This window comes from Marivirga arenosa, assembly GCF_030503895.2.
Taxonomy (GTDB): Bacteria; Bacteroidota; Bacteroidia; order Cytophagales; family Cyclobacteriaceae; genus Marivirga; species Marivirga arenosa.
Genome location: NZ_CP129970.2, coordinates 436,330 through 457,566, shown reverse-complemented (window position 1 = coordinate 457,566; position 21,237 = coordinate 436,330). Strand labels below are relative to the sequence as shown.

The 21,237-nt window shown below is 33.2% G+C and carries 19 protein-coding genes and 1 riboswitch; of the genes, 10 read left to right on the top strand and 9 right to left on the bottom strand.

Annotated features, from left to right (window positions below):
* Positions 1–37 precede the first annotated feature (37 nt).
* From QYS48_RS01945 to QYS48_RS01920, 6 genes are all read right to left on the bottom strand, one after another.
* Positions 38–196 (bottom strand): DUF5522 domain-containing protein, encoded by a 159-nt coding sequence (locus tag QYS48_RS01945; protein WP_302127196.1) that lies wholly within the window; start codon positions 194–196, stop codon positions 38–40.
* On the bottom strand, positions 193–558 hold the full coding sequence (locus QYS48_RS01940) for an acyl-CoA thioesterase (RefSeq protein WP_308357307.1): 366 nt from the start codon (positions 556–558) through the stop codon (positions 193–195). Before QYS48_RS01940 ends, QYS48_RS01945 begins: the two co-directional genes overlap by 4 nt.
* A 23-nt stretch (positions 559–581) precedes the next feature.
* Positions 582–1,628 carry a hypothetical protein gene (locus QYS48_RS01935; RefSeq protein ID WP_308357306.1) on the bottom strand — a complete coding sequence of 349 codons (1,047 nt, stop codon included), beginning with the start codon at positions 1,626–1,628 and terminating at the stop codon, positions 582–584.
* A gap of 1 nt (position 1,629) precedes the next feature.
* Positions 1,630–3,513: a TonB-dependent receptor gene (locus tag QYS48_RS01930; protein ID WP_308357305.1), complete on the bottom strand. Its 1,884-nt coding sequence runs from the start codon at positions 3,511–3,513 to the stop codon at positions 1,630–1,632.
* A 91-nt stretch (positions 3,514–3,604) separates the two neighbouring features.
* Positions 3,605–3,827, bottom strand: a riboswitch (cobalamin riboswitch).
* 49 nt (positions 3,828–3,876) lie between these two features.
* Positions 3,877–5,100 carry an MFS transporter gene (locus QYS48_RS01925; RefSeq protein WP_308357304.1) on the bottom strand — a complete coding sequence of 408 codons (1,224 nt, stop codon included), beginning with the start codon at positions 5,098–5,100 and terminating at the stop codon, positions 3,877–3,879.
* Between the two features lie 230 nt (positions 5,101–5,330).
* Positions 5,331–5,651 (bottom strand): tetratricopeptide repeat protein, encoded by a 321-nt coding sequence (locus QYS48_RS01920; RefSeq protein WP_302127192.1) that lies wholly within the window; start codon positions 5,649–5,651, stop codon positions 5,331–5,333.
* A 131-nt stretch (positions 5,652–5,782) separates the two neighbouring features.
* Here QYS48_RS01920 and QYS48_RS01915 point away from each other — a divergent pair, with 131 nt between their 5' ends.
* The 7 genes from QYS48_RS01915 to QYS48_RS01885 all read left to right on the top strand — a co-directional run bounded on the left by QYS48_RS01915 (position 5,783) and on the right by QYS48_RS01885 (position 12,005).
* On the top strand, positions 5,783–6,520 hold the full coding sequence (locus QYS48_RS01915) for an electron transfer flavoprotein subunit beta/FixA family protein (RefSeq protein ID WP_308357303.1): 738 nt from the start codon (positions 5,783–5,785) through the stop codon (positions 6,518–6,520).
* Positions 6,521–6,572: 52 nt separating this feature from the next.
* Entirely contained in the window at positions 6,573–7,529 is a 957-nt protein-coding gene (locus QYS48_RS01910) for an electron transfer flavoprotein subunit alpha/FixB family protein (RefSeq protein ID WP_302103998.1), read from the top strand.
* A 9-nt stretch (positions 7,530–7,538) separates the two neighbouring features.
* The gene (locus QYS48_RS01905; RefSeq protein WP_308357302.1) at positions 7,539–8,159 is read left to right on the top strand and encodes a bifunctional nuclease domain-containing protein; all 621 of its coding nucleotides are present in this window, start codon (positions 7,539–7,541) and stop codon (positions 8,157–8,159) included.
* 234 nt (positions 8,160–8,393) lie between these two features.
* Positions 8,394–9,809: an HD domain-containing protein gene (locus QYS48_RS01900; protein ID WP_308357301.1), complete on the top strand. Its 1,416-nt coding sequence runs from the start codon at positions 8,394–8,396 to the stop codon at positions 9,807–9,809.
* A gap of 55 nt (positions 9,810–9,864) precedes the next feature.
* Positions 9,865–10,560, top strand: coding sequence for a hypothetical protein (locus tag QYS48_RS01895; RefSeq protein ID WP_308357300.1), 696 nt, complete (start codon positions 9,865–9,867; stop codon positions 10,558–10,560).
* Between the two features lie 52 nt (positions 10,561–10,612).
* Entirely contained in the window at positions 10,613–11,476 is an 864-nt protein-coding gene (locus tag QYS48_RS01890) for an ABC transporter substrate-binding protein (protein WP_302104001.1), read from the top strand.
* A gap of 19 nt (positions 11,477–11,495) precedes the next feature.
* Entirely contained in the window at positions 11,496–12,005 is a 510-nt protein-coding gene (locus tag QYS48_RS01885; RefSeq protein WP_302127188.1) for a hypothetical protein, read from the top strand.
* Between the two features lie 35 nt (positions 12,006–12,040).
* On the opposite strand, the gene QYS48_RS01880 is transcribed toward QYS48_RS01885, so the two are convergent.
* Positions 12,041–12,445, bottom strand: a complete 405-nt coding sequence (locus QYS48_RS01880; protein WP_302104003.1) for an OsmC family protein — start codon at positions 12,443–12,445, stop codon at positions 12,041–12,043.
* Positions 12,446–12,638: 193 nt separating this feature from the next.
* On the opposite strand from QYS48_RS01880, the gene QYS48_RS01875 reads away from it, so the two are divergent.
* Both QYS48_RS01875 and QYS48_RS01870 read left to right on the top strand, forming a co-directional pair.
* Positions 12,639–14,627: an alpha-amylase family glycosyl hydrolase gene (locus tag QYS48_RS01875; RefSeq protein ID WP_308357299.1), complete on the top strand. Its 1,989-nt coding sequence runs from the start codon at positions 12,639–12,641 to the stop codon at positions 14,625–14,627.
* 74 nt (positions 14,628–14,701) lie between these two features.
* Positions 14,702–15,331, top strand: a complete 630-nt coding sequence (locus QYS48_RS01870; RefSeq protein ID WP_308357298.1) for a FecR family protein — start codon at positions 14,702–14,704, stop codon at positions 15,329–15,331.
* A 43-nt stretch (positions 15,332–15,374) separates the two neighbouring features.
* Here QYS48_RS01870 and QYS48_RS01865 read toward each other — a convergent pair whose 3' ends face one another.
* Both QYS48_RS01865 and QYS48_RS01860 read right to left on the bottom strand, forming a co-directional pair.
* The gene (locus QYS48_RS01865; RefSeq protein WP_308357297.1) at positions 15,375–16,421 is read right to left on the bottom strand and encodes a proline iminopeptidase-family hydrolase; all 1,047 of its coding nucleotides are present in this window, start codon (positions 16,419–16,421) and stop codon (positions 15,375–15,377) included.
* 23 nt (positions 16,422–16,444) lie between these two features.
* Positions 16,445–18,343, bottom strand: a complete 1,899-nt coding sequence (locus QYS48_RS01860) for an alpha/beta fold hydrolase (RefSeq protein WP_308357296.1) — start codon at positions 18,341–18,343, stop codon at positions 16,445–16,447.
* 361 nt (positions 18,344–18,704) lie between these two features.
* Between QYS48_RS01860 and QYS48_RS01855 the strand changes: the two genes are divergently transcribed.
* Complete coding sequence (locus QYS48_RS01855; protein WP_308357295.1) at positions 18,705–21,167, top strand: DUF5916 domain-containing protein; 2,463 nt, start codon at positions 18,705–18,707, stop codon at positions 21,165–21,167.
* Positions 21,168–21,237 lie beyond the last annotated feature (70 nt).

Here is a 21,237-nt window from a genome sequence, read left to right as displayed (position 1 = left end):
TTAATACGAAAGTAAAAAAATAATTATAAAGTGTTCTTTATTTTTTTGATTTCACATTCTTGTGATCGTAAGGACAATGCCTACACTTATTACCACAACAATATCCACGTTTTAGATGATATTTTTCGGTAAAAACGAAAAATCCATTTTCCATGTAGAAATCACCATCTTCTAATTTAACTTTTTTACTATTCATTTAATTGTTATTGGATCCTTATTCTCATCAATTGCAACCATAGTAAAGTTACCAGAAATTGATTTTTCTCTGTTTTCAGAATACATCTCTTCAGTAAAGACATCAACTCTGACTTCTAAGCTCGTTTTTCCAATTCTTACTATTTCTCCTACAAGTTCTACAATAGTTCCAGCAGGAATTGCTTTATTAAAATCAATTTTATCACTACTAACAGTAACCATTTTTTGTCTGGAATATCGGGTGGCAGTAATAAATGCTGCTTCATCCATCCATTGTAAAGCCGTACCTCCAAATAGTGTATCATAATGATTTGTTGTATTTGGAAATATAGCTTTTGTTACTTTTGTAATTGAATTACTCATTCTTTGATTTTGCGAGTTAAGCATTATTTTCTTCCCACATTAAATGAAAATTGAGTAGGGATGATTCCAGATTGGAAAGTATCTTCTAATTCGCCATTAAAACTATATCTTAACACAAGTCCTTCACTGGCATAATCTAAAGCATCTCCTAAATAGAAATCTCCTGAAGCGGGATCAACTGCAAAAGCATAAGGGGTTTCCATTTCTACATTGATTCCTGTTGAAGAAACATTATTGTCAGAAGTGTTTAAAGAAAAAATTTCATCATTAGAAAAGAAGTATATACTCCCTTCAAAATAATCAATATCACCTAAAATTCCATTTTCATGATCGATTTGATTTGCTATTCCTGATAGGGAAGTACTCAGCTTTACAATGCTCCCACTAGTACAAACTATCCATACATTATTATTTTGATCCTCTATAATTTCCATTGGCCCAGCAGGCATTTCAATTGTATTTTCTATTTCTAAATTATCAATATTGATAATGGAGATTTCACTGATACTGCCATCAAAATTAGAATGGCCAACAATAAGCCTATTATTTTGAATATATAGATGCTCTGGATATTCTTGCACTGGTATACTTTCAATCAGTTCGTTTGTATTTAGATCCACAACAAAAATCTCGCTATTCGTTAATGTGAAATTTTCATTGTATGGCCCCCAGTTTGATATAAAAGCTAGATTTCCATTAACTGCTATATCTCTTGGTTTGTCTAATTGAGCAAAACGTATTTTATCCTCTGATTTTAAATTCAAAGTCATGAGATCAATAGCATTACTACCATTCAGTACGCTATAAATTCTGTCATTATTGCCATCCACCAAAATGTTTTGCTGTACATCTCCAATAAATCCACCATTTTGGCCTCTGTATAGGTCAGGATTGTACTCATAATTTTCAGGATTATAAGTTCCTATTGTAGCATTATTACTTCCGAATCCCCCTTCATGATAAATGTAAACGCCTTCTGTTTTTAATTGAACTTCCTCTGGATCTCCACAGGCTGTCAGAAATAATGAAAGAGAAATAATAGCTAAAGTGTAAATGTATTTTTGATTCATTCTAATAAATATTAAAAGTTTTAGTGATGCTTAATTGGTAATTCCTTCCTGGCATGGCAAAGCCTGAATACAGGAAATATTCCTGTTCCAATACATTTTTAATCTTTGTGGATATTTCCCAATTTTTTGGAGTCCATGTCAGACCAATATCTGTTAGATAAAAAGGGGATAAAGAAAATATTTCAGAGTTATTACTAGTGGTATAAACTCTACCGGTTAGTTGATGAAAAGTATTAAAAGAAAAGTTATGTTTCCTAATAGAAAAAAAGGCTGTCGCTTTATTTATAGGTGTATATATTAATTGTTTTCCAATTTCAGTGGGATTCACCTCTGAATCCATTACGGTGGACGAAGTATAACTATATTGAAGGTTTGATTTTACTTCAAAATCAGAAGGAAATACCCATTTAAAATCAGTACTAATTTCTATTCCTTCGGTAAGTACTTGCTTTATATTTCTAGGACTCCAAATATTGTTTACTGTCGGCACCCATTGAATCCAATTATCAACTAAATTATGAAAAGCTGTAATTGTAGATTTTACTTTTAGGTCAGTGAATTTATGATTAGAATTCAATGAAACTTCTTTATTCCATGCTGTTTCTGATTTTAGATTAGAGTTATCTGACTCATTCCAAAATCGATCATTTAATGTGGGTACTCTGTAGTTGTAAGATGAATTCAGTTTTAATTCTAATTGATGCTTACTTTGATCAATAATTTTTGATGAAATTCCTGCATAGGGTGAAATTGGAATATTTTGTTTTGGAATATATTGTTGCCTTAAATGAACTGCATAATTAATTTTCGGATTAATTTGCCCTGAAAGCAATGCTTTTAAACTATAACGTTGCTCAAGCGCCTGACCGTTTTCATAATTCTGATTAAAAGCTTCAATATGATTATATCGAGCTGATATTTTTAGCTCATGAGAATTCAAAAAATGAATTTTATAATCTGAAAAGCTCTCCCATCTATTTACTTTATAATAAGAAATCGCATCATTCAGTCGATAATCTAATTCATCAATAAAATAGCCTGTTCCGACATTTAGGAAACCATTTTTAAAATTCTTTTCATAATTAAGGTGCGTCCGTAGGTTATGATCACTTTGTTCATTTACGTCCCTACTTGATCCAATAGGAGCTTGAATTTCTCTGAAGTTGTCATTATACCAAATTGATAACTTTATGCTCTCTGTATTTCTTATTTTGTAACCAATGCTCTGATTTATCCCCCATTTACTATAGGCAGCGTTCTCTTGAAGTTCACCAGTTTGAAGTATTTCAAAATCATTTTTTGCATTGGTAAAATAAGTTCGGGTTGAATAGGCCCATTTTCCATTACTTCCTGAAGCATTGATATAACTATTTGAAAATCCAAAGCTTCCAACTTCCTGATTAATTTTAATCTGGTTGGCAGCTTTATAGCTTAAATTGTTTTCTAATAATACTGCACCTCCAAATGCCCCACTACCTCCCATACTGCTTCCACTTCCCGGAATAATGGAAATCTCTTCAATTGCTTGAGTAGGAATTAAGGAGAAATCAGTTTGTCCTAAAGTATAGTTATTGATGTTGAAGTTATTCCATAGAACAGATGTTTGGCTAGCACTGGTACCACGGAAAGCAATGGTTGAAAGCATTCCATTGCCATATTCTTTAAAATAAATGCTACTATTTTGTTTTAATACTTCACTAATATTATTTCCATTGTAAAATGAAGTAGCTTCTATTTTAGGCAATATAATTGCATTCCCACTTAAAAATTGTTTTTCAAAATTACCATTAACGGAAATTTCATTCAAAAGTGGAATACTATCATTCTCCTGTGCCTGCAATACGTTCGTAATGCAGGCTAAAATTAATAAAACACCTAATCGCATATAATTTTTTTTAATGCGACCACGGTCAAAATCAGATGTAAAAAAGTGTTCTATAAGCTTTAGTACATTCCTGACCTTTCACCCGAAAGTCGAAATCAATTTGAGCTATGGCAGGTCTCCTGACTCGTCCTTAAAGTAGCGGCCTTCCCATACCGAAAATCGGCACAGTGGCAAGGGGATTGTACTTTAATAAAAATTGGACTTACAGTTGCGGGGACAGTTTCGGACTTTCAATTTTTAAAGATTGATCACCGAATTCCCTTTTAATTCTACAGCATATTGATGATGTAGAAACCATAATTCTAATGCAAATGTAGATAAAAGGCTTTGAACTAACAAATGATTATCTTGAACCTGTCTGTCTTAGTTATTTTCGATTTGTTTGATTGCAGAGGGCATTCTGAATTGAATGATAAGTGAGGATATAATGGTTAAGATAGCTATTAAAATGATAGCATATTCTACCCCTAATAAATCTGCGGTGATTCCAGAAATAATAGCACCAAATGCATAACCTAAGTCTCTCCATAGTCTAAAAGTCCCAACACTTTCGGCTCTTTGTTTAGGACTTGTGGCTTCAGCTATTGTAGATAAAAAGGTAGGGTAAACCAAGGCTGTTCCTAATCCTAATATGGCTGATAAACCAGCAAGTATCGAAAATGAACTACTATAAGGAATAAAAAAAATAGCAATGCCTTGCATTAACATTCCCCAGAATAGCATTCCCTTTTTTGAATAATGGTCGGACATTTTTCCTGTAAATAGTTGACCAATTCCCCATACAGTAGGATAAATAGCGGTTATAACCCCAATATTTTCATTATTAAAACTTAGATTCAAAAGGATTATAGGTAGCAGTCCCCATATCATACCATCATTTAAATTATTTATTAAACCTGCCTGTGTTACTGAACTCAGAGTTTTGTTTTTAAAAGTTGTTTCTACGAAAATATTTTTAAGTTCTGTGGTTTTGTCTGTCCCACTTTCTTTGTGAACAAAGTCACGGGTGTCCTTCACCCAAATAAGTGTTAATATAAAACCTACAATGGACAAGAATATTCCTATGTAAAAAGGATAGGGAGTAACTCCATAACTATTCGCAATATAGCCAGTGAAAAATGCTACTATACCTACCGCAAAATAGCCTGCAAACTCATTTAACCCCATAGCGAAGCCCCGGTCTTTTTCGCCAACTAGGTCAATTTTCATGACCACAGTGCTGCTCCAGGTTAATCCTTGGCTTATTCCTAATAGGATATTAGCGAAAATAACAATTGCCCAGTTTGGAGCATAAATAAGTATAAAAGGGACTGGTATAGCTATGAGCCAGCCAATGAGTAATAAATTTCTTCTTCCAATTTTATTTGCTAGTCTGCCCGTATAATAATTGGCAATGGCTTTACTAATTCCAAAAGCTGTGATGAATGAAAGAATCGCAGTTTTTGAGGCTACACCAAATTCCAATTCTGCAAACTGAGGAAAAATGCTTCTCTCCATTCCAACCATGCCTCCTACAAAAGCATTCACAATAACTAATAATGTGAATTGTTTCCAATTTTGTTTTAGACCTAGCTGTATATCATTCATGGAGAAAGAGGCTTTTTCAGGCAAAGATTAAATTTCTTCTTATAATTATCTGTAATCAATGTGACATTATTAATCTGCTAAGAGAGGATTAAAAAAAAAATTGATTGTCTAGAGTATAATGAAAGATTCATATTGTATGTAGGAAGAGAATTTCATAAAGTAATCCTTTAGAAAAATAAAAATAGGTTAATGTTCTCATTTATTAATATTTCTGTTATCCTTTAAATTCTTTATTCCTCAAACTGAAAATTTGTGTAAGCATTTTGTAATTCTCTTAAAGCATGGTGTTCACCATTTTTCTGTGCTACTGAAATTCCTTTTTGATAAATTTCATCTGCTGTATCTCTATCAAAAAATTCTGCATATAAAGCTGCAGCATGATAATAGGTGCCGATGTAATCTTCATGTTTTTTTAATAATTCATCAAAAAGTTCTTTTGCTTTTTCAGGAGCTTCTTCTTTGTATTCTGTGGCTAAAGCATAAATAATAAAAGGATCATTAGGTGATTCTTTACGAAATTTACAGAGCTGAGCTATTCTATCCTCATTCATTCAATAAAATCAATTTTTATTTTTTTCAATTATACTTAACTTCGAGCCTTAATATCAGTTATACATAATAAATCTTCAAATTATCTTAAATAAAATTGTTTAAGATTCAGAACTAAAAACTTACATATTTTATGAAAATATTAGTTTGCATAACGCATGTGCCGGATACTACGGCTAAAATTTCATTTACTGATGATAATACAAAATTTAATTCAGATGGTGTACAGTATATCATAGGCCCTTATGATGACTATGCTTTAGCAAGAGCTGTTGAATTAAAAGAGGCAACAGGAGGTACTGTTACAGTATTAAATGTAGGAACTTCAGAAACTGAACCAACTATCAGAAAAGCTCTAGCTATTGGTGCTGATGATGCTATTAGAATCGATGCTGAACCAACTGATTCATTCTTCGTGGCCGAACAAATTGCTAATCATGCAAAAGATGCTGGTTATGATTTAATTATGATGGGTAGAGAGTCTATCGATTTTAATGGTGGTATGGTTCATGGCATGGTAGGCGAATTGTTAGGATTACCTGCAATTTCTCCAGTTATGAAATTAGATATAGAAGGACAAACTGCTAAGCTTGCTAGAGAAATCGAAGGAGGTAAAGAATATTTAGAATTAGATTTGCCTTTTATCGCAGGTTGTCAAGAGCCAATTGCAGAATGGAAAATTCCTAACATGAGAGGAATTATGTCTGCAAGAAGTAAAAAATTAGAGGTTATAGCTCCTTCTGATGCTTCCGAAGCTGTTAAATTACAGAAATACGAGATGCCACCAGAAAAAGGTGAAGTTAAAATGATTGATGCCGACAATGTGGAAGAGTTGGTGAAATTGTTGAAGAATGAAGCTAAAGTAATTTAAGCAATCTTTCATTTTTCATTTAATCATTGTTGAACGAAATTATATTAAAGAAATGTCAATATTAGTATTTATAGAACACGCTGAAGGCGAAATTAAAAAATCATCATTAGAGGCTGTATCCTATGCGGCAGCAATGGGAGAAGATGTAACAGCAATAGCAATTGGCCCGATAGACGAGTCAGTTTTAAAATCAGCTGGATCGGCTGGTGCTTCAAAAGTATTGCACGTAGCAGACGACAAACTAGAAAAAGGATTAATTCAGCCTTATGCTAAGGTTATTGCTCAGGCCATGGAAAAAGAAGGAGCTAAAACTTTAGTATTAGCAAAATCATCTTTAGGCGATCCTGTAGCAGCTAGAATTGCAGCAAAATTGAAAGCTGGTTTTGTATCAAATGTTGCAGATTTACCTGATACTTCTGGCGGATTTACGGTTAAAAGAAGTATTTACACAGGTAAAGCTTTCGCAAATGTAGAAATGACTACAGAGTATAAAATTATTGGTATCAAAAAGAATGCTGTTGAATTGAAGCAGGATGGTGGAGATGCTACTGTAGAGGCATTTGAGCCTACTTTAGAGGATTCAGATTTCGGTGTGAAAATTACCTCGCAAGAAAAGCAAACTGGTGAAATTTTATTGCCGGAAGCTGAATTAGTTGTTTCTGGTGGTAGAGGATTAAAAGGTCCTGAAAACTGGGGTATGATTGAAGATTTAGCAAAAACATTAGGTGCCGCAACAGGATGTTCTAAGCCTGTTTCTGATATCGGATGGAGACCTCACCATGAGCACGTAGGGCAAACGGGTGTAAAAGTTTCTCCTCAATTGTATATTGCGGTAGGTATTTCAGGTGCAATTCAGCACTTAGCGGGTGTTAATTCTTCTAAATATATATTAGTAATCAACAAAGACGAAGAAGCACCATTCTTCTCAGCAGCTGATTACGGTATAGTAGGAGATGCATTTGAGGTAGTGCCAAAATTAACTGAAGCAATTAAAGCAGCACAAAACTAAAATTCACTTGTGGATAAAATCAAATTAGAAATATTAGGTTTATCATCTAGCCAGTCACAATCTGGTTCATTTGCATTGGTTTTAGGGGAATCTGAAGGTAGCAGAAGATTACCAATAATCATTGGTATGTTTGAAGCTCAGGCTATTGCTATCGAAATAGAAAAGATTGTACCTAACCGACCTATGACACATGATCTTTTTAAATCATTTGCTCACAGCTTTAACTACTCGGTTAAAGAAATAGTGATATCGGATTTAAAAGAGGGAGTGTTTTTTGCGAAAATCGTTTGTGATAATGGTATGGAAACAGTTGAGATTGATAGTAGACCTTCTGATGCCATTGCAATTGGAATTCGATTCGATGCTCCAATCTATACGTATGAGAAAATAATGTCAGAAGCAGGAATTGTTTTATCAGATGATAAAGATGAAGATGATATTTCTGAGTTGAAAAAACCCGTAGAAAAATCTTCCTCACCTTCAACTTCAACACCACAATCAAAATCTGATTTTGACAAATTGAAAAATATGTCAATGGATAAGCTGAATGAATTGTTGGAAAAAATGATTCAGAGTGAGGATTATGAAAAAGCTGCTAAAATTAGAGATGAAATAAATAGAAGGAATTAATAATTCATCTTCTATGCAATAATGAAAAGAGGTCTCGATTTCTAAAAATCAGACCTCTTTTTTTATATTTTTCATTTAAATCTTCATTCTGATAAAGTATAAATTAAAAGTAAAATACTTTCTTATTTCATACGCTTATCATCAAATTATACTAAATTTACGGTCGCTTAAAAAGATGCATCTTTGAGTTATTTGATGATCTTTTCAGCTATCATAAAAGTCTAAGTAGTAACAATGAATTTCTCTGCATTTCTTGCACAACATCCCGTTTTTGAGCTAGTTAAAAAAAGCGCCCAATCTTTAGGTGTGGAGGTCTACATTGTTGGAGGTTATGTTCGAGACCTTATTTTGAAAAGAGCATCAAAGGATATTGATTTTGTTTGCGTAGGTAGCGGAATTGAATTAGCTAAAGAAATAGCTTCGAATATAGGACCGAATAAAAAAATTCAAATTTTCAAAAACTTTGGTACTGCTAGCATACTTTACAAAGATTTAGAATTAGAATTTGTTGGAGCTAGAAAGGAATCCTATCAAAGGGATAGTAGGAAGCCAATTGTAGAAGAAGGTACCCTAGAAGATGATCAAAATAGAAGAGATTTTACCATAAATGCATTAGCAATTAGCCTTAATGAGGAGAATTACGGTGCATTAATTGATCCATTTGATGGGGTTAAAGATTTAAAGAAAAAGCTTATCAAAACACCATTAGAGCCGGATGTTACTTTTTCTGATGATCCATTAAGAATGATGAGAGCAGTTCGTTTTGCAGCTCGGCTTAATTTTGATATCGCTCCAAAAACCTTTGATAGCATTACAAAAAATGCAGAACGATTAAAAATCATTTCTTCAGAAAGGATAATTGATGAATTGAATAAAATCATCATGGCAGAAAAGCCTTCATATGGCTTTAAATTACTTTATCATTCAAAATTATTAGAGCAATTCTTTCCTGAGATGGTAGAATTGCATGGTGTTGAGGAAAAAAATGGCTTTAAACACAAAGATAATTTTTATCATACTTTACAAGTGCTGGATAATACTGCTGAATATGGTGGAGACCTATGGTTAAGATGGGCAGCTATTCTGCATGATATCGCTAAACCAGCGACAAAACGATTCAATCCTAAGCAAGGATGGACCTTCCACGGACATGAAGATAGGGGAGCTAGAATGGTGCCTAAAATTTTTAAGCGGTTAAAACTGCCCTTAAATGAAAAAATGAAGTACGTACAAAAGTTAGTACTACTTCATTTAAGACCTATTCCTTTAGTAAGAGATAATATTACTGATAATGCAGTAAGAAGGTTGCTGTTTGAAGCGGGTGATGATATTGAGGACTTGATGACCCTATGCAGAGCTGATGTTACCTCTAAAAACATGAATAAGGTGAAGCAGTTTAGAGCTAATTTTGATAAGGTTGAACAGAAGATGAAAGAGGTTGAGGAAAAAGATCAGGTTCGTAATTTTCAGCCGCCTGTTTCAGGTGAAGATATCATGAAGGCCTTTGGATTATCTCCTTGCAAAGAAATTGGAATTATCAAAAGTGAGATCAAAGAAGCCATTTTAGATGGCAAGATTCAAAATAATAGGGAAGAGGCTTATCAGTTTATGCTAGATGTTGGTCGAAAATTAAACCTAATTAAACTATAAATATTTAATATTTAAAGAGTTGGCACAGAATTGGCCGCTTCAAATTTAACTAGATATGAAAATGAAAAGATTTACTCAAGTATTCTTATTGTTGTTAACCTTGTCAATGTTTGCTTTTAGCTTTGAAACAAAAGCTCAAGATGAGGAGGATATAAAAAGAGCAAAATTTAAATACAACAGATCAGTTCGTTATAACGATTTTCAATCCGCTAAAAATGCTATGTATGATTTGATGGCTTTACAACCGGATAATGCTTCTTATCTAGATTCATTAGCATTAATATATTTTAAATTTAATCAGTATGCTTCTGCGGCTTTGGCTTCAAGAGATGCATTATCTGTAAATCCTAATAATCAAATGATGTTGCAAATCAGTGCTCAAAGTTTAAACCAACTGGGAGCTCTTGATCAATCTCTAAAAGCCTATCAAAGATTATACAATATTACAGATGATGCATTTGTATTATATGAAGTGATTCAAAAACAATATGCTTTAAAAAAATATGATGATGCAATGCTAAATATTGAATTGCTTTTAGGAAAACCTATAGTAGATGGAAGCGAGGTATACGTTAATAATTCAGATGGAAAAGAAATACAAGTTCCCTTCAAAGCCGTGATCTTTAACATGCAAGGATCTATAGCAAAAGCTAAAGGAGATGAGGAATCTGCAAAAAAATATTTTAATAATGCATTAAAGCTAGCCCCTAACTATGCTTTAGCTAAAGAAAATTTGAATACTGGTAACTAATTTATTTATTTACAGATTGATTTAAATAAAGAATCACCCAAATTAATTTATTATGAAGCTATTAAAAATTACCCTTTTATTTATTTTCTTACTTTCTAATATTAGCGTTTTTTCTCAAAGATTAAGTGGTGATAATTATGCTACTGCAAAAGCAGCTGGAAATGGCACCGTTACTTTTACTTATGTAGAAACACCTGGCTTTGTCTATAAAGATCAAAGTGGTAAACTAACAGGAGTATGTGTTGATATCATGAATGATTTCATTCAATATGTAAAGCAAAATCACGGCATCAATTTAAATGCACGTTTCCTTGGGAATGGAAGTAGCTTCAGTGCTATGTATAATGGTGTTAAAAATGCTAAAAATGGTGTTTTTGGTTTAGGAAATATCACGGTTACTGAGGCAAGAAAGAGTGAAATTCTTTTCAGCCCTTCATTTATTACCAACTTTGCGATTTTAGTTACCCATAGTAGTGTGCCTACTCTAGGCTCTATGAGTGAGATTTCTCAAAAGTTCAATGGGTTTACAGCTTATACTGCTAAAGGAACCTTAAATGAGAAAAGAATTAATAATTTAAAATCTGATTACTATCCTGACTTAAAGATTAGCTATGTGAATTCAAGTCCTGCGGTTTTGGATAAAATTTTATCTGATAAAAAGTCATTATCATACTTGGATTTAGCTTTTTATTTAGCTGCAGTAAAAGAAAGAAAACCTTTAAAAAGACATCAGGTAGGAGATGAAGGTTCTGAAGAGTTTGCATTTGTAATGCCTAAATCAAGTGATTGGCAGCCTATCATAGAAGAGTTCTTCAATGCAAATGGAGGTTATAAAAACACAACAGAATACAAGAAAATTTTAGTAGATCATTTAGGTTTATCAGCAGTAAAATTGTTAGACTCTGCTAGCGAATAATTTAGGAGATATAAATTTCATGAGTACTAAAGAAGATTTTAAATATTGGGAGAAGTTTTTCCAATCATTGCAGATGACTTATTATAGTTTGTTGGCTGTACCATTATTTATGTTTGCAATTGTATTTCTTAGAGCCGAAAATGGTAGTTCTAAAATATTAAGTATTTCTCCCAGTATTGAAGATACAGTGGTATTAATAGTAACTGTTTTAGCTTTAGTAGAAATTTTAGCGCTTCATTATATAACAGCTAGAAATTATAAGGAAGCTGCAAAAGGAGAAAATCTTTTGTTCAAAATGAAGAAATATAGAAGTGCTACTATGGTTAAATATGTTGGTTTAGCGATATATCAGATCATAACAGTGATTGTTTTCGGTATGACCTATCATAATGGATTAATGGGATTATTTACTGGGCTATTATTATACAGTTCATTTTTCAGACCTGAACTCCCAAATGCGAGAAAAGCATTGAAGCTTACTAAAGAAGAATATCAAAAAATTGATTATAAAACAGGATTATTGACTTGATAAAGAGGCTTTCATTTGAAAGCCTCTTTATCAAGTCATAGGGTTTTGATAATTACCTCGTAAGTAGCTTTTATATTCAAAGTTCCTGAAACGGAACAATACTTTCCTGTTGCCAACTCTACCAACTTAAGTAATTCGTTTTCTTTCAAATTATTTGAAGTAGCTGTAAAAATCATATGAATGCTTTCGTATGCTTTTGGATGTTCTTCTCTTCTTTTTCCTATGGTTTCAACTTGAAGATCGATTAATTCCTTTCTTCTTTTCTTAATCATTTCTACCAAATCAACGCATGCACAAGATGCTAAAGCAGCTAAAAGACTCTCCATAGGGGCAAAGTAGTCTTTATCCTTAGAATCATACATATCAATATTTAAGATATTACCCGATTCATTCTTGCTTTCATACTCCTTCGGAGCTAGCATATTTGTTATTACTCGCATTCCTTCTTTTTTAATTGATTTTAAGTTTAAAAATATCAGCTATATACTAATTGATTGCCCAAATTGTTATGGTTTTTAATGGCTGCAAATCTACAATCTTATCTATAAATTAATAAGTCAATAACTTAATAATTCATTTACTGTAAGATTCGATAAACTTTTTCTACTTTAGAGAAAGCCTAAAGCCTTCAGAATGTTACAATTAATAAAAGATGACCCTTGGTTAGAGCCTTATGAATCAGATATTCAAACAAGGTTTAATTATTATAAAGATGAGATTGACAGAATTAAAAAGGAATACGGTGGCTTAAAAAAGTATGCCAGCCTTGATGATCAACTTGGATTTCATAAAATTAGAAATGGATTTATTTATAGAGAATGGGCACCTGGTGCAGAGGCTTTATCATTGGTGGGTGACTTCAATAATTGGGATAGCGATTCTCATAAGATGATTAGAAAAGAGGATGGTATTTGGGAAGTTGAAATTTCAAAAGATTCTGGACTTAAGCACTTGTCTGCAGTTAAGGTAAGAATAACCTCTGCTAATGGTATTCATGACAGAATTCCTGCCTTTATTAAATATGCTACTCAAGATCAGGAGAGTTATGATTTTACTGGCAGAATCTGGCAACCTTCCAGTGAGTATAAATGGTCTGATCAAGATTTTGATTTAGATGCCGTTCAGAATCCAGTTATATATGAATGCCACCCAGGAATGGCTCAAGAAAAAGAGGGGGTGGGGACTTTTGAAGAGTTTCAAGAAAATATCTTACCAAGAATTAAAGACTTGGGATATAATTGCATTCAGTTAATGGCTGTGGCCGAGCATCCTTACTATGGTTCCTTTGGCTATCATGTAGCCAATTTTTATGCGCCCTCATCTCGGTTTGGTACGCCTGATGATTTAAAGTCATTAGTTAATACTGCGCATAAAATGGGTATTGCAGTTATTATGGATGTTGTACATTCGCATTCAGTAAAGAACTTTGCAGAAGGCTTAAATGATTTTGATGGCACTAAAAATCAATATTTCCATGAAGGAGGTAAGGGATATCACACAGGTTGGGATTCTAAATTGTTTAATTATGGGAAGGAGGAAGTATCAAGGTTCTTATTATCCAATTTGAGATACTGGTTAGAAGAGTTTCATTTTGATGGATTTCGTTTTGATGGAGTGACTTCCATGCTATACCATCATCATGGTGATCATGTGAGTTTTGATCATTATGATAAATATTTTAAGGATGGTGTAGATTGGGATGCAGTTCGCTATTTGCAATTAGCCAATACATTAGTGCATACTATAAAACCCAAAGCCATTACAATAGCTGAAGACATGAGCGGTATGCCTGGAATGTGCCAACCTATCGGAAATGGAGGGCTAGGCTTTGATTATCGTTTAGGTATGGGAATTCCTGATAATTGGATTAAATGGTTAAAGCATAAAAAAGATGAAGAGTGGAATGTGCAGGAAATTTGGAATGTATTAAGTAATCGAAGATATAAAGAAAAAACGGTTGCATATGCTGAGTCGCACGATCAGGCTATGGTGGGTGATAAAACCTTGGCCTTTTGGTTAATGGATAAGGAAATGTACTGGCATATGGGCAAAGGAGATGATAATTTAATCATTGATCGTGGCATAGCTTTACATAAAATGATTCGTATGGTTACAGCTGCAGCTGGTGGAGAGGCATATCTAAACTTTATTGGTAATGAATTTGGGCATCCTGAATGGATGGATTTTCCGAGACAAGGAAATGACTGGAGTTATAAATATGCTAGGAGGCAATGGTCACTTGTCGACAATAAAGAATTAAAGTATCACTACCTAAATGATTTTGAGAGTGATATGCTCCATTTATTAAAAAGTGAAAATGTACTAAATGCTCCACCTGCTAAGCTTTTAAATATAGATGAGACTAATAAGGTTTTAATATTTGAAAGAGCGAATTTAATTTTTGTATTTAATTTTCATCCTAATAATTCTGTTCCTGATTATGAATTTTGGGTGCCTAAGGCAGGGAATTATTCGTACTTGTTGAATAGTGATGATGAAAAATTTGGTGGACATAATCGTTTAGATTCAAATACAGTGCATCATAGTTTTAAAAAAGAGGGAGGGGATTTTATTAAAATTTACTGCGTGAATAGAACTGCTATTGTATTAAAAGCGAAGTAACGTCTAGTGGATAATTAATTTGAACTGATTATTGGCTATTTGTTAAATTTGCATTTCAATTAAATTAATATCTAATGAATATAAAGTACTTATTTCCATTTTTAATTCTTACCATTCTAGTTTCAGCTTGTTCAAAGCAAACGATTACAACTGAAGATGAATATAAAGCGGTAGATCTACCAGATGGTAGTATTGTTTTTTTAAATCAGTATTCTGAATTAGAATATGTTGAATCATTCAATGAAAGAAAAGTAGCTATAAAAGGGGAGTGTTATTTTTCTATAGTAGAATCTGATAAGCCGTTTACAGTTCAAGGTGAATTAGGAATAGTTGAAGTGTTAGGTACTGAATTCAATCTAAAGTCGGATAGTGAAAATATGGAGGTTGAAGTTGAAGAAGGAGAAGTTAGCCTTTCTGTTGAAAGTAAATCTGAAAAGGTGGCTAGAGGTCAGATGGCATCTTATGACAAAGGGAATAAAAGTATAAAAACTGGGAAAGCTCCAATGAGTTTCAAGAAATGGATGTCAAAAATGACTATTGAATTAAAAAAGTTCGATCAGGAATTTAATAAAGAAATTAAGGAACTCGAAAAAATCGTAAAAGATAAAAGTAAGGAAGCTGATAAAGAAGCGAAGAAAGTAGGGAAAGAACTGGAGGATGTTGGAAAGCAAATTGGTAAAAGCCTTAAAAAAATTACAAATTAAAAAATGAAAATCTCCTCAATTCATCATTGAGGAGATTTTTTATTTACATATTTCCAGAGTCCACGTCTTTTATAAACTTAATCAGTCCATTAAAATAGGTTTCCTGATCATCATACATCGCAAAGTGAGAACCTTCAGGACAGTGTAAATACCTTCCATTTTGAACTTCATTTGCCATCCATTCTTTATGTTTTGGATCCATGGTATCATAAGCACCACCAATTGTTAGAGTGGGAACAGTAATTTTTGATAAGTCCTCGCTTCTATCCCAGTTCTTCAATTTAGCATCACCTACTACTCCAAATTCACTAGGGCCTTGCATAGTGATATACATATCACCATTTATATTAGCAAAAGCTCTATTGACTGGGTCAGGCCATTCCTCAAGCGGCATTCTTAAAACATGTTCTGGATAGAAATGAGTAAAAGTTAATTCAGCATATCGCTCACTGGTAAACTCATTGCCGGCTTCTAATTGTTTAATCTCAGCCAATACTTCAGGATCTAACTGTGGGCCTAGTACTTCATCAGCATATTTAATATAATCGGGAATGGAAGACATCATATTTGAAATAATAAGACCTTTCAAATTATTCTGATATTTTAAAGCATATTCGATTCCTAATATTCCACCCCAAGAATGGCCTAATAAATAAAAGTTATCTTTATTTAAGCCTAAAGCTTTTCTTACTTGCTCTACTTCATCCACAAATCTATCAACTGACCACAAACTGCTATCAGAGGGTTTGTCGCTGTAAAAAGATTCTAGTTGATCATAGTAATAATATTCAATTTCAGCATTTGGAAGATAGGAATCTGCACATTCAAAATATTCATGAGTAGCGCCAGGTCCGCCATGCAAAAGCAATACTTTCATTTTAGGGTTATTACCAACACGCTTAGTCCATACATTGAATTCACCTACTGGTGTTTGAACTGGAATCATTTTCACACCTCCAGAAAGTTTATCATCCTTTTCAGAGTAGTCTAAATAATCATTAGATTTTACTTTTTGAGCATTTTCAGAAGGTTTTTGATTGCAGCTTATCAATAAACCAATAATGAAAAGGCTTAAGATTAAATTTTTCATTTTGATATGATTTGAGTTAAACTTTATTTCAAATATTGATCAAGGAAATCCTTAATTTTTCCATAGCCTTTAATTTCATTTTCTTTCTTTCTAAATCCATGCCCCTCATCTGGAAATAGTACATATTCTACAGGTACTCCATTAGCTTTTACATTTTCAACCATTTCATCAGACTCAACCTGCAAAACTCTAGGGTCATTACTTCCTTGTAATACCATTACAGGCTTAGTAATATTACCCGCATGAAATAAAGGTGAAATTCTTCTAAGCCGTACTGAATCTTCACTAAACGGATCACCTAATTCTTCATACAAAGCTGTTCTTTGAGCTTCCCACCAACTTGGGATTGATTTTAAAGTTCGTAACCAGTTCGTCACACCAAAAATATTAACACCAACATCAAAAGCTTCTGGTTGAAATGCTAATGCAGCCATAACCATATATCCCCCATATGAACCACCAATTATTCCTACTCGGCTCGTATCTGCCCAGTCTAGGGTTGCTAAAAAATCTTTAGCATATACACAGTCCATCAAATCATCTTCACCATGTTTCTGATCATCCATTCGATTAAATGATTTTCCATAGCCACTACTTCCTCTGTTATTTACTCCAATTACACCATATCCATGATTCACTAAGTATTGAACTAAAGGACTATAATTTAATCTTGTTTGCCCACCAGGCCCCCCATGAACTAGTACTAAAACAGGCGTTTTATTCTCTGCTGTAGCTTGATGAGGTTTATATAAAATAGCAGGTATTTGAAGATCATCAAATGAAGGATAGCGGACCACATCTCCAGCTACTAAATCTTCTGAATTCATGTTAGGATTTAAAGATTCAGTTAATTTTTGAAGCGATTGTGTCTTAAAATCATATACATATATGTTAGTAGGCATTTTTGAACTGCCAACGGATAATCTCATTTTATTTTCACTTCTGGAAATATCTACTCCATTTATATCCCCACCTTTAATTTCAGGTAGGCTTACCTTTTCACCATTTTTTGTGATTCTAACCTTTGTTTGCGCATCCGCATTAATTCCCATTACTTGGTAGGTTTCATTCCATGAAAAATTAGCATACCAAATATCCCAATCAGCTTCATATACCTTTTCATAAGATTTATCGGTCATGTTAAATTTGCTTAAATAGGTAAACTCACTTTCATCATTTGTTGTGAAATATAAATATTGATTATCCTTGCTAAATTCTTGTGCTCCATAACTTGCTGTTGGATTTACCGGAGACACCATAACCTTATTTCCACTGCTAACTTCAACAACCATTAATTCATTTATTGAGGTAGTGATAGGCTTTTCAATTGCCACAAAATTATTATCATCAGAAATTACAGATGGATATCCACCAGCATTATTTTCAAATATCATTTTGCTGTCGAAATTTTCAATATCCATTTCATAGATATCAAAAAAGTTAGGATCTCTTTTATTAGAAGTATATTTGAAGCGTTTTAAGTCTTTACTCCAACCCATAAATGAAGCCTTTTCGTTTTCTGTTGGAGTTAAGTCGGTTACTTCACCATTCGTGTCTAATAAATAGATATGATTGATCTCATTTCCACCTCTATCGGCTGAGAAAAGAATTCTATCGTCATTTGGAAAGTATGAATTGGCATACCATGATTCTTCAATGTTTTGGGATAAAGTATCCATCCCTGATCCATCCGTATGCAGCGCATAGAGATTGTAAATACCGGTTGCATTACTTGAAATCAATAATTTTGATTCATCATGAGAAAAGTATCCACCTCTATAACTGATGTTGTTATAAAATTCTTCAATTGAGTATTTTTCAATTTCAGATGATGCGTTTTCATCTTCAGCTTGTTGCTTTTTTTCGCAGCTTACTAAGCATAAAGCTATAAGCAACGTACTTAAAAAATGTAGTCCTTTCATATTCAGTTGGTTTAGTGTATTTCAATTTAACATTATTTGATTTATTTATTAAGTAGAACCTTCTTATTCTACTAAAATGTCTTATAAATTAAGAAATATTTAAATTCAATAGTGAACACCAACTGTTCCATTTTGAACAATCGAATGATTGAATACACTGTAAATTTTATTTAAATGGGGATTTTCCCACTGGCTTAATAATTGAACATCAGAAAAAGATTGCAATAAATGCAACTATTTGTGGTTGTAAAACATCACTAAACCAAACTACTAATTCAACCTATTTAGAAGCACTTCTATATAAGCTGGCTCAGTAGCATAATTTCTAGCAGCAATCAACGGGACTAAAATATCCAGTACTATGAAGTATTTTCTAATACTAAGCGTGATTCTATTAAGTTTTAGTAGCTATTCTCAAGAGGTAGATTCTATATTCAGAAAGAATATCAATATCCCTAGAGTTACTGATGCTCCAAAAATTGATGGATTATTAGACGATGAAGCTTGGGAAGAGGCACCAATTGCTGCTGATTTTGTAGAACGAAACCCCAATAATGGAAGATCAATCCCCGATAGCCTTTCCACTGAAGTAAAGATTATATATGATGATTTGGGCATCTATTTTGGTGCAAAAATGAAGGATCCAGAGCCTCATAAAATTGCAACTGAATTAACGGAAAGAGATGATATAGGTGCAGATGACTTCTTTTTTATCCTTCTTAACGGATACAATGACCGACAGCAAAGTATGCAATTTATAGTAACTGCTGCGGGCGTTCAGTATGATGCAAAAATGACCAATGGACAAGAAGATAACTCTTGGGATGCAGTTTGGTATAGTGAGGTGAGTATAACTGAAGAGGGATGGGTGGCAGAAGTATTTATACCGTATTTTATTTTGAGATTTCCTAAGAAACAAATTCAAGAATGGGGCTTAAATATGGAAAGGGAAGTATTTAGAACTCGAACGCGATACAGTTGGAACCATGTCGATAATAAAAAAGGAGCATTTTCATTATATGATGGAGAAATTCACGGCATTAAAAATATTGATACGCCAACACGCTTATCTTTCCAGCCCTATGTTTCTGCTTATGCCAATAATTATGATGGCAAGACCAATTATAATTTCAATGGGGGCTTAGATTTAAAATATGGAATTTCAGATGCATTTACTCTTGATATGATTCTTATCCCTGACTTTGGTCAAGCACGATTTGACAATAATGTATTAAACTTATCCGCATTTGAAGTACAATTTGCTGAACAAAGGCCATTTTTCACGGAAGGTACCGAGCTATTCTCCAAAGGAGATTTATTCTATTCTAGGCGTATTGGAGGTAGACCTTCTTCTGAAGTTGAGGCAGGTGACAATGAAGAGTTAGAATTTCAGCCTGATAAGGTTGATTTAATCAATGCTAGTAAAGTTTCAGGCAGAACAGAAAGTGGATTGGGAATTGGCGTTTTCAATGCCGTTACCAACGAAGCTTTTGCAAGTGTCAGAAATATAGAAACGAATGAGCTGAGATCGGAGAAAGTTGAGCCCTACACTAATTATAATATAACCGTTTTGGATCAAAGATACGGAGATAATAGTTCTGTATCTGTAGTGAATACCAATGTCACCAGGTTGGGAGATTTTAGAGATGCGAATGCTACAGGATTGTATATTAATCATACAAATAAAGCCAATACATGGAATTATAGCGCCAGCACTGAAGGGAGTTGGGTATTTGAAAATAATGAAACTGTTTTTGGAACCGAAATTCAGGCCAGGGCGAATAAAATAAGTGGCGAGCACCGAATGTCTGGCCAAATAGATTTAAGAACCTTAGATTATAATATTAATGATTTGGGATTTTCTACCAATACTAATTACGTAAGATATATTGGGTATTATGGCTATCGTTATTTACAGCCAAAAGGAAATCTGAATAATATGTTTCTAAACTTTAACCTTTTCCATTTTAGAAGACTAGAACCAGATTTATTTAGTCATGTGACCTTTAATTTTAATTCTAGTTTCACCACGAAAGACTTCTTTAATTTTGGAGGAGGTTTTGAACTTAGGCCTTTTGAAAACAATGATTTTTACGAGCCAAGAGTTAATGGTCGTTATGTAGAGTTCCCGGGTTATCATGATCAATGGGTGTGGATGAATACAGATTTTAGGAAAGCTTTTGCTTTTGATGGTTTTGTAGATTGGTACAATTTCTTTGAGGAAGGAAGAAGTACATTGGTGAGTAGTTTAAATCCAAGATATCGTTTTTCGAATAAATTCAGTTTACGTTATGGCCTATTCGTAAATGAATCATTTAAAGAGCAAGGTTTTGTGGATATGGATGAGGAAGAGATCATATTTGGACAAAGGGATAGAGTGACATTAGAAAATTCGATTGGAGGTAATTACATTTTTAATAATAAAATCTCACTTAATCTCATATTCAGACATTATTATTCATCTGCTTTATACTCTAAATTATATAGTTTGGAAAATGATGGGGCACTATCGGAAGAAACAGAAAGAGAAAATATTTATGATGTTACCTTTAATACCTGGAATCTGGATTTAAACTTTTCATGGTGGTTTGCACCAGGTAGTCAAATTACTATCCTTTATAGAAATGCTTTAGACAGCTATCTTGAAGAAAGTGGTCAGAGTTTTAATGAAAATTTTGATTACCTATTCAGTCATCCCCAAATGAATAGCCTTTCAATTCGGTTAAGTTACTTTCTTGATTATAATAGAATCAGGAATGCGTTCTCTAGTAGTGATAATAGGCTGAGTAATAGGCCTAAGAAGATGACTGTGGGAGCTTTATAAAAATGCAACTTTTAAAATATTAGTTAGGAAAGTACACTAATAGAGTATATATTAGTTTATCCAAGATTGA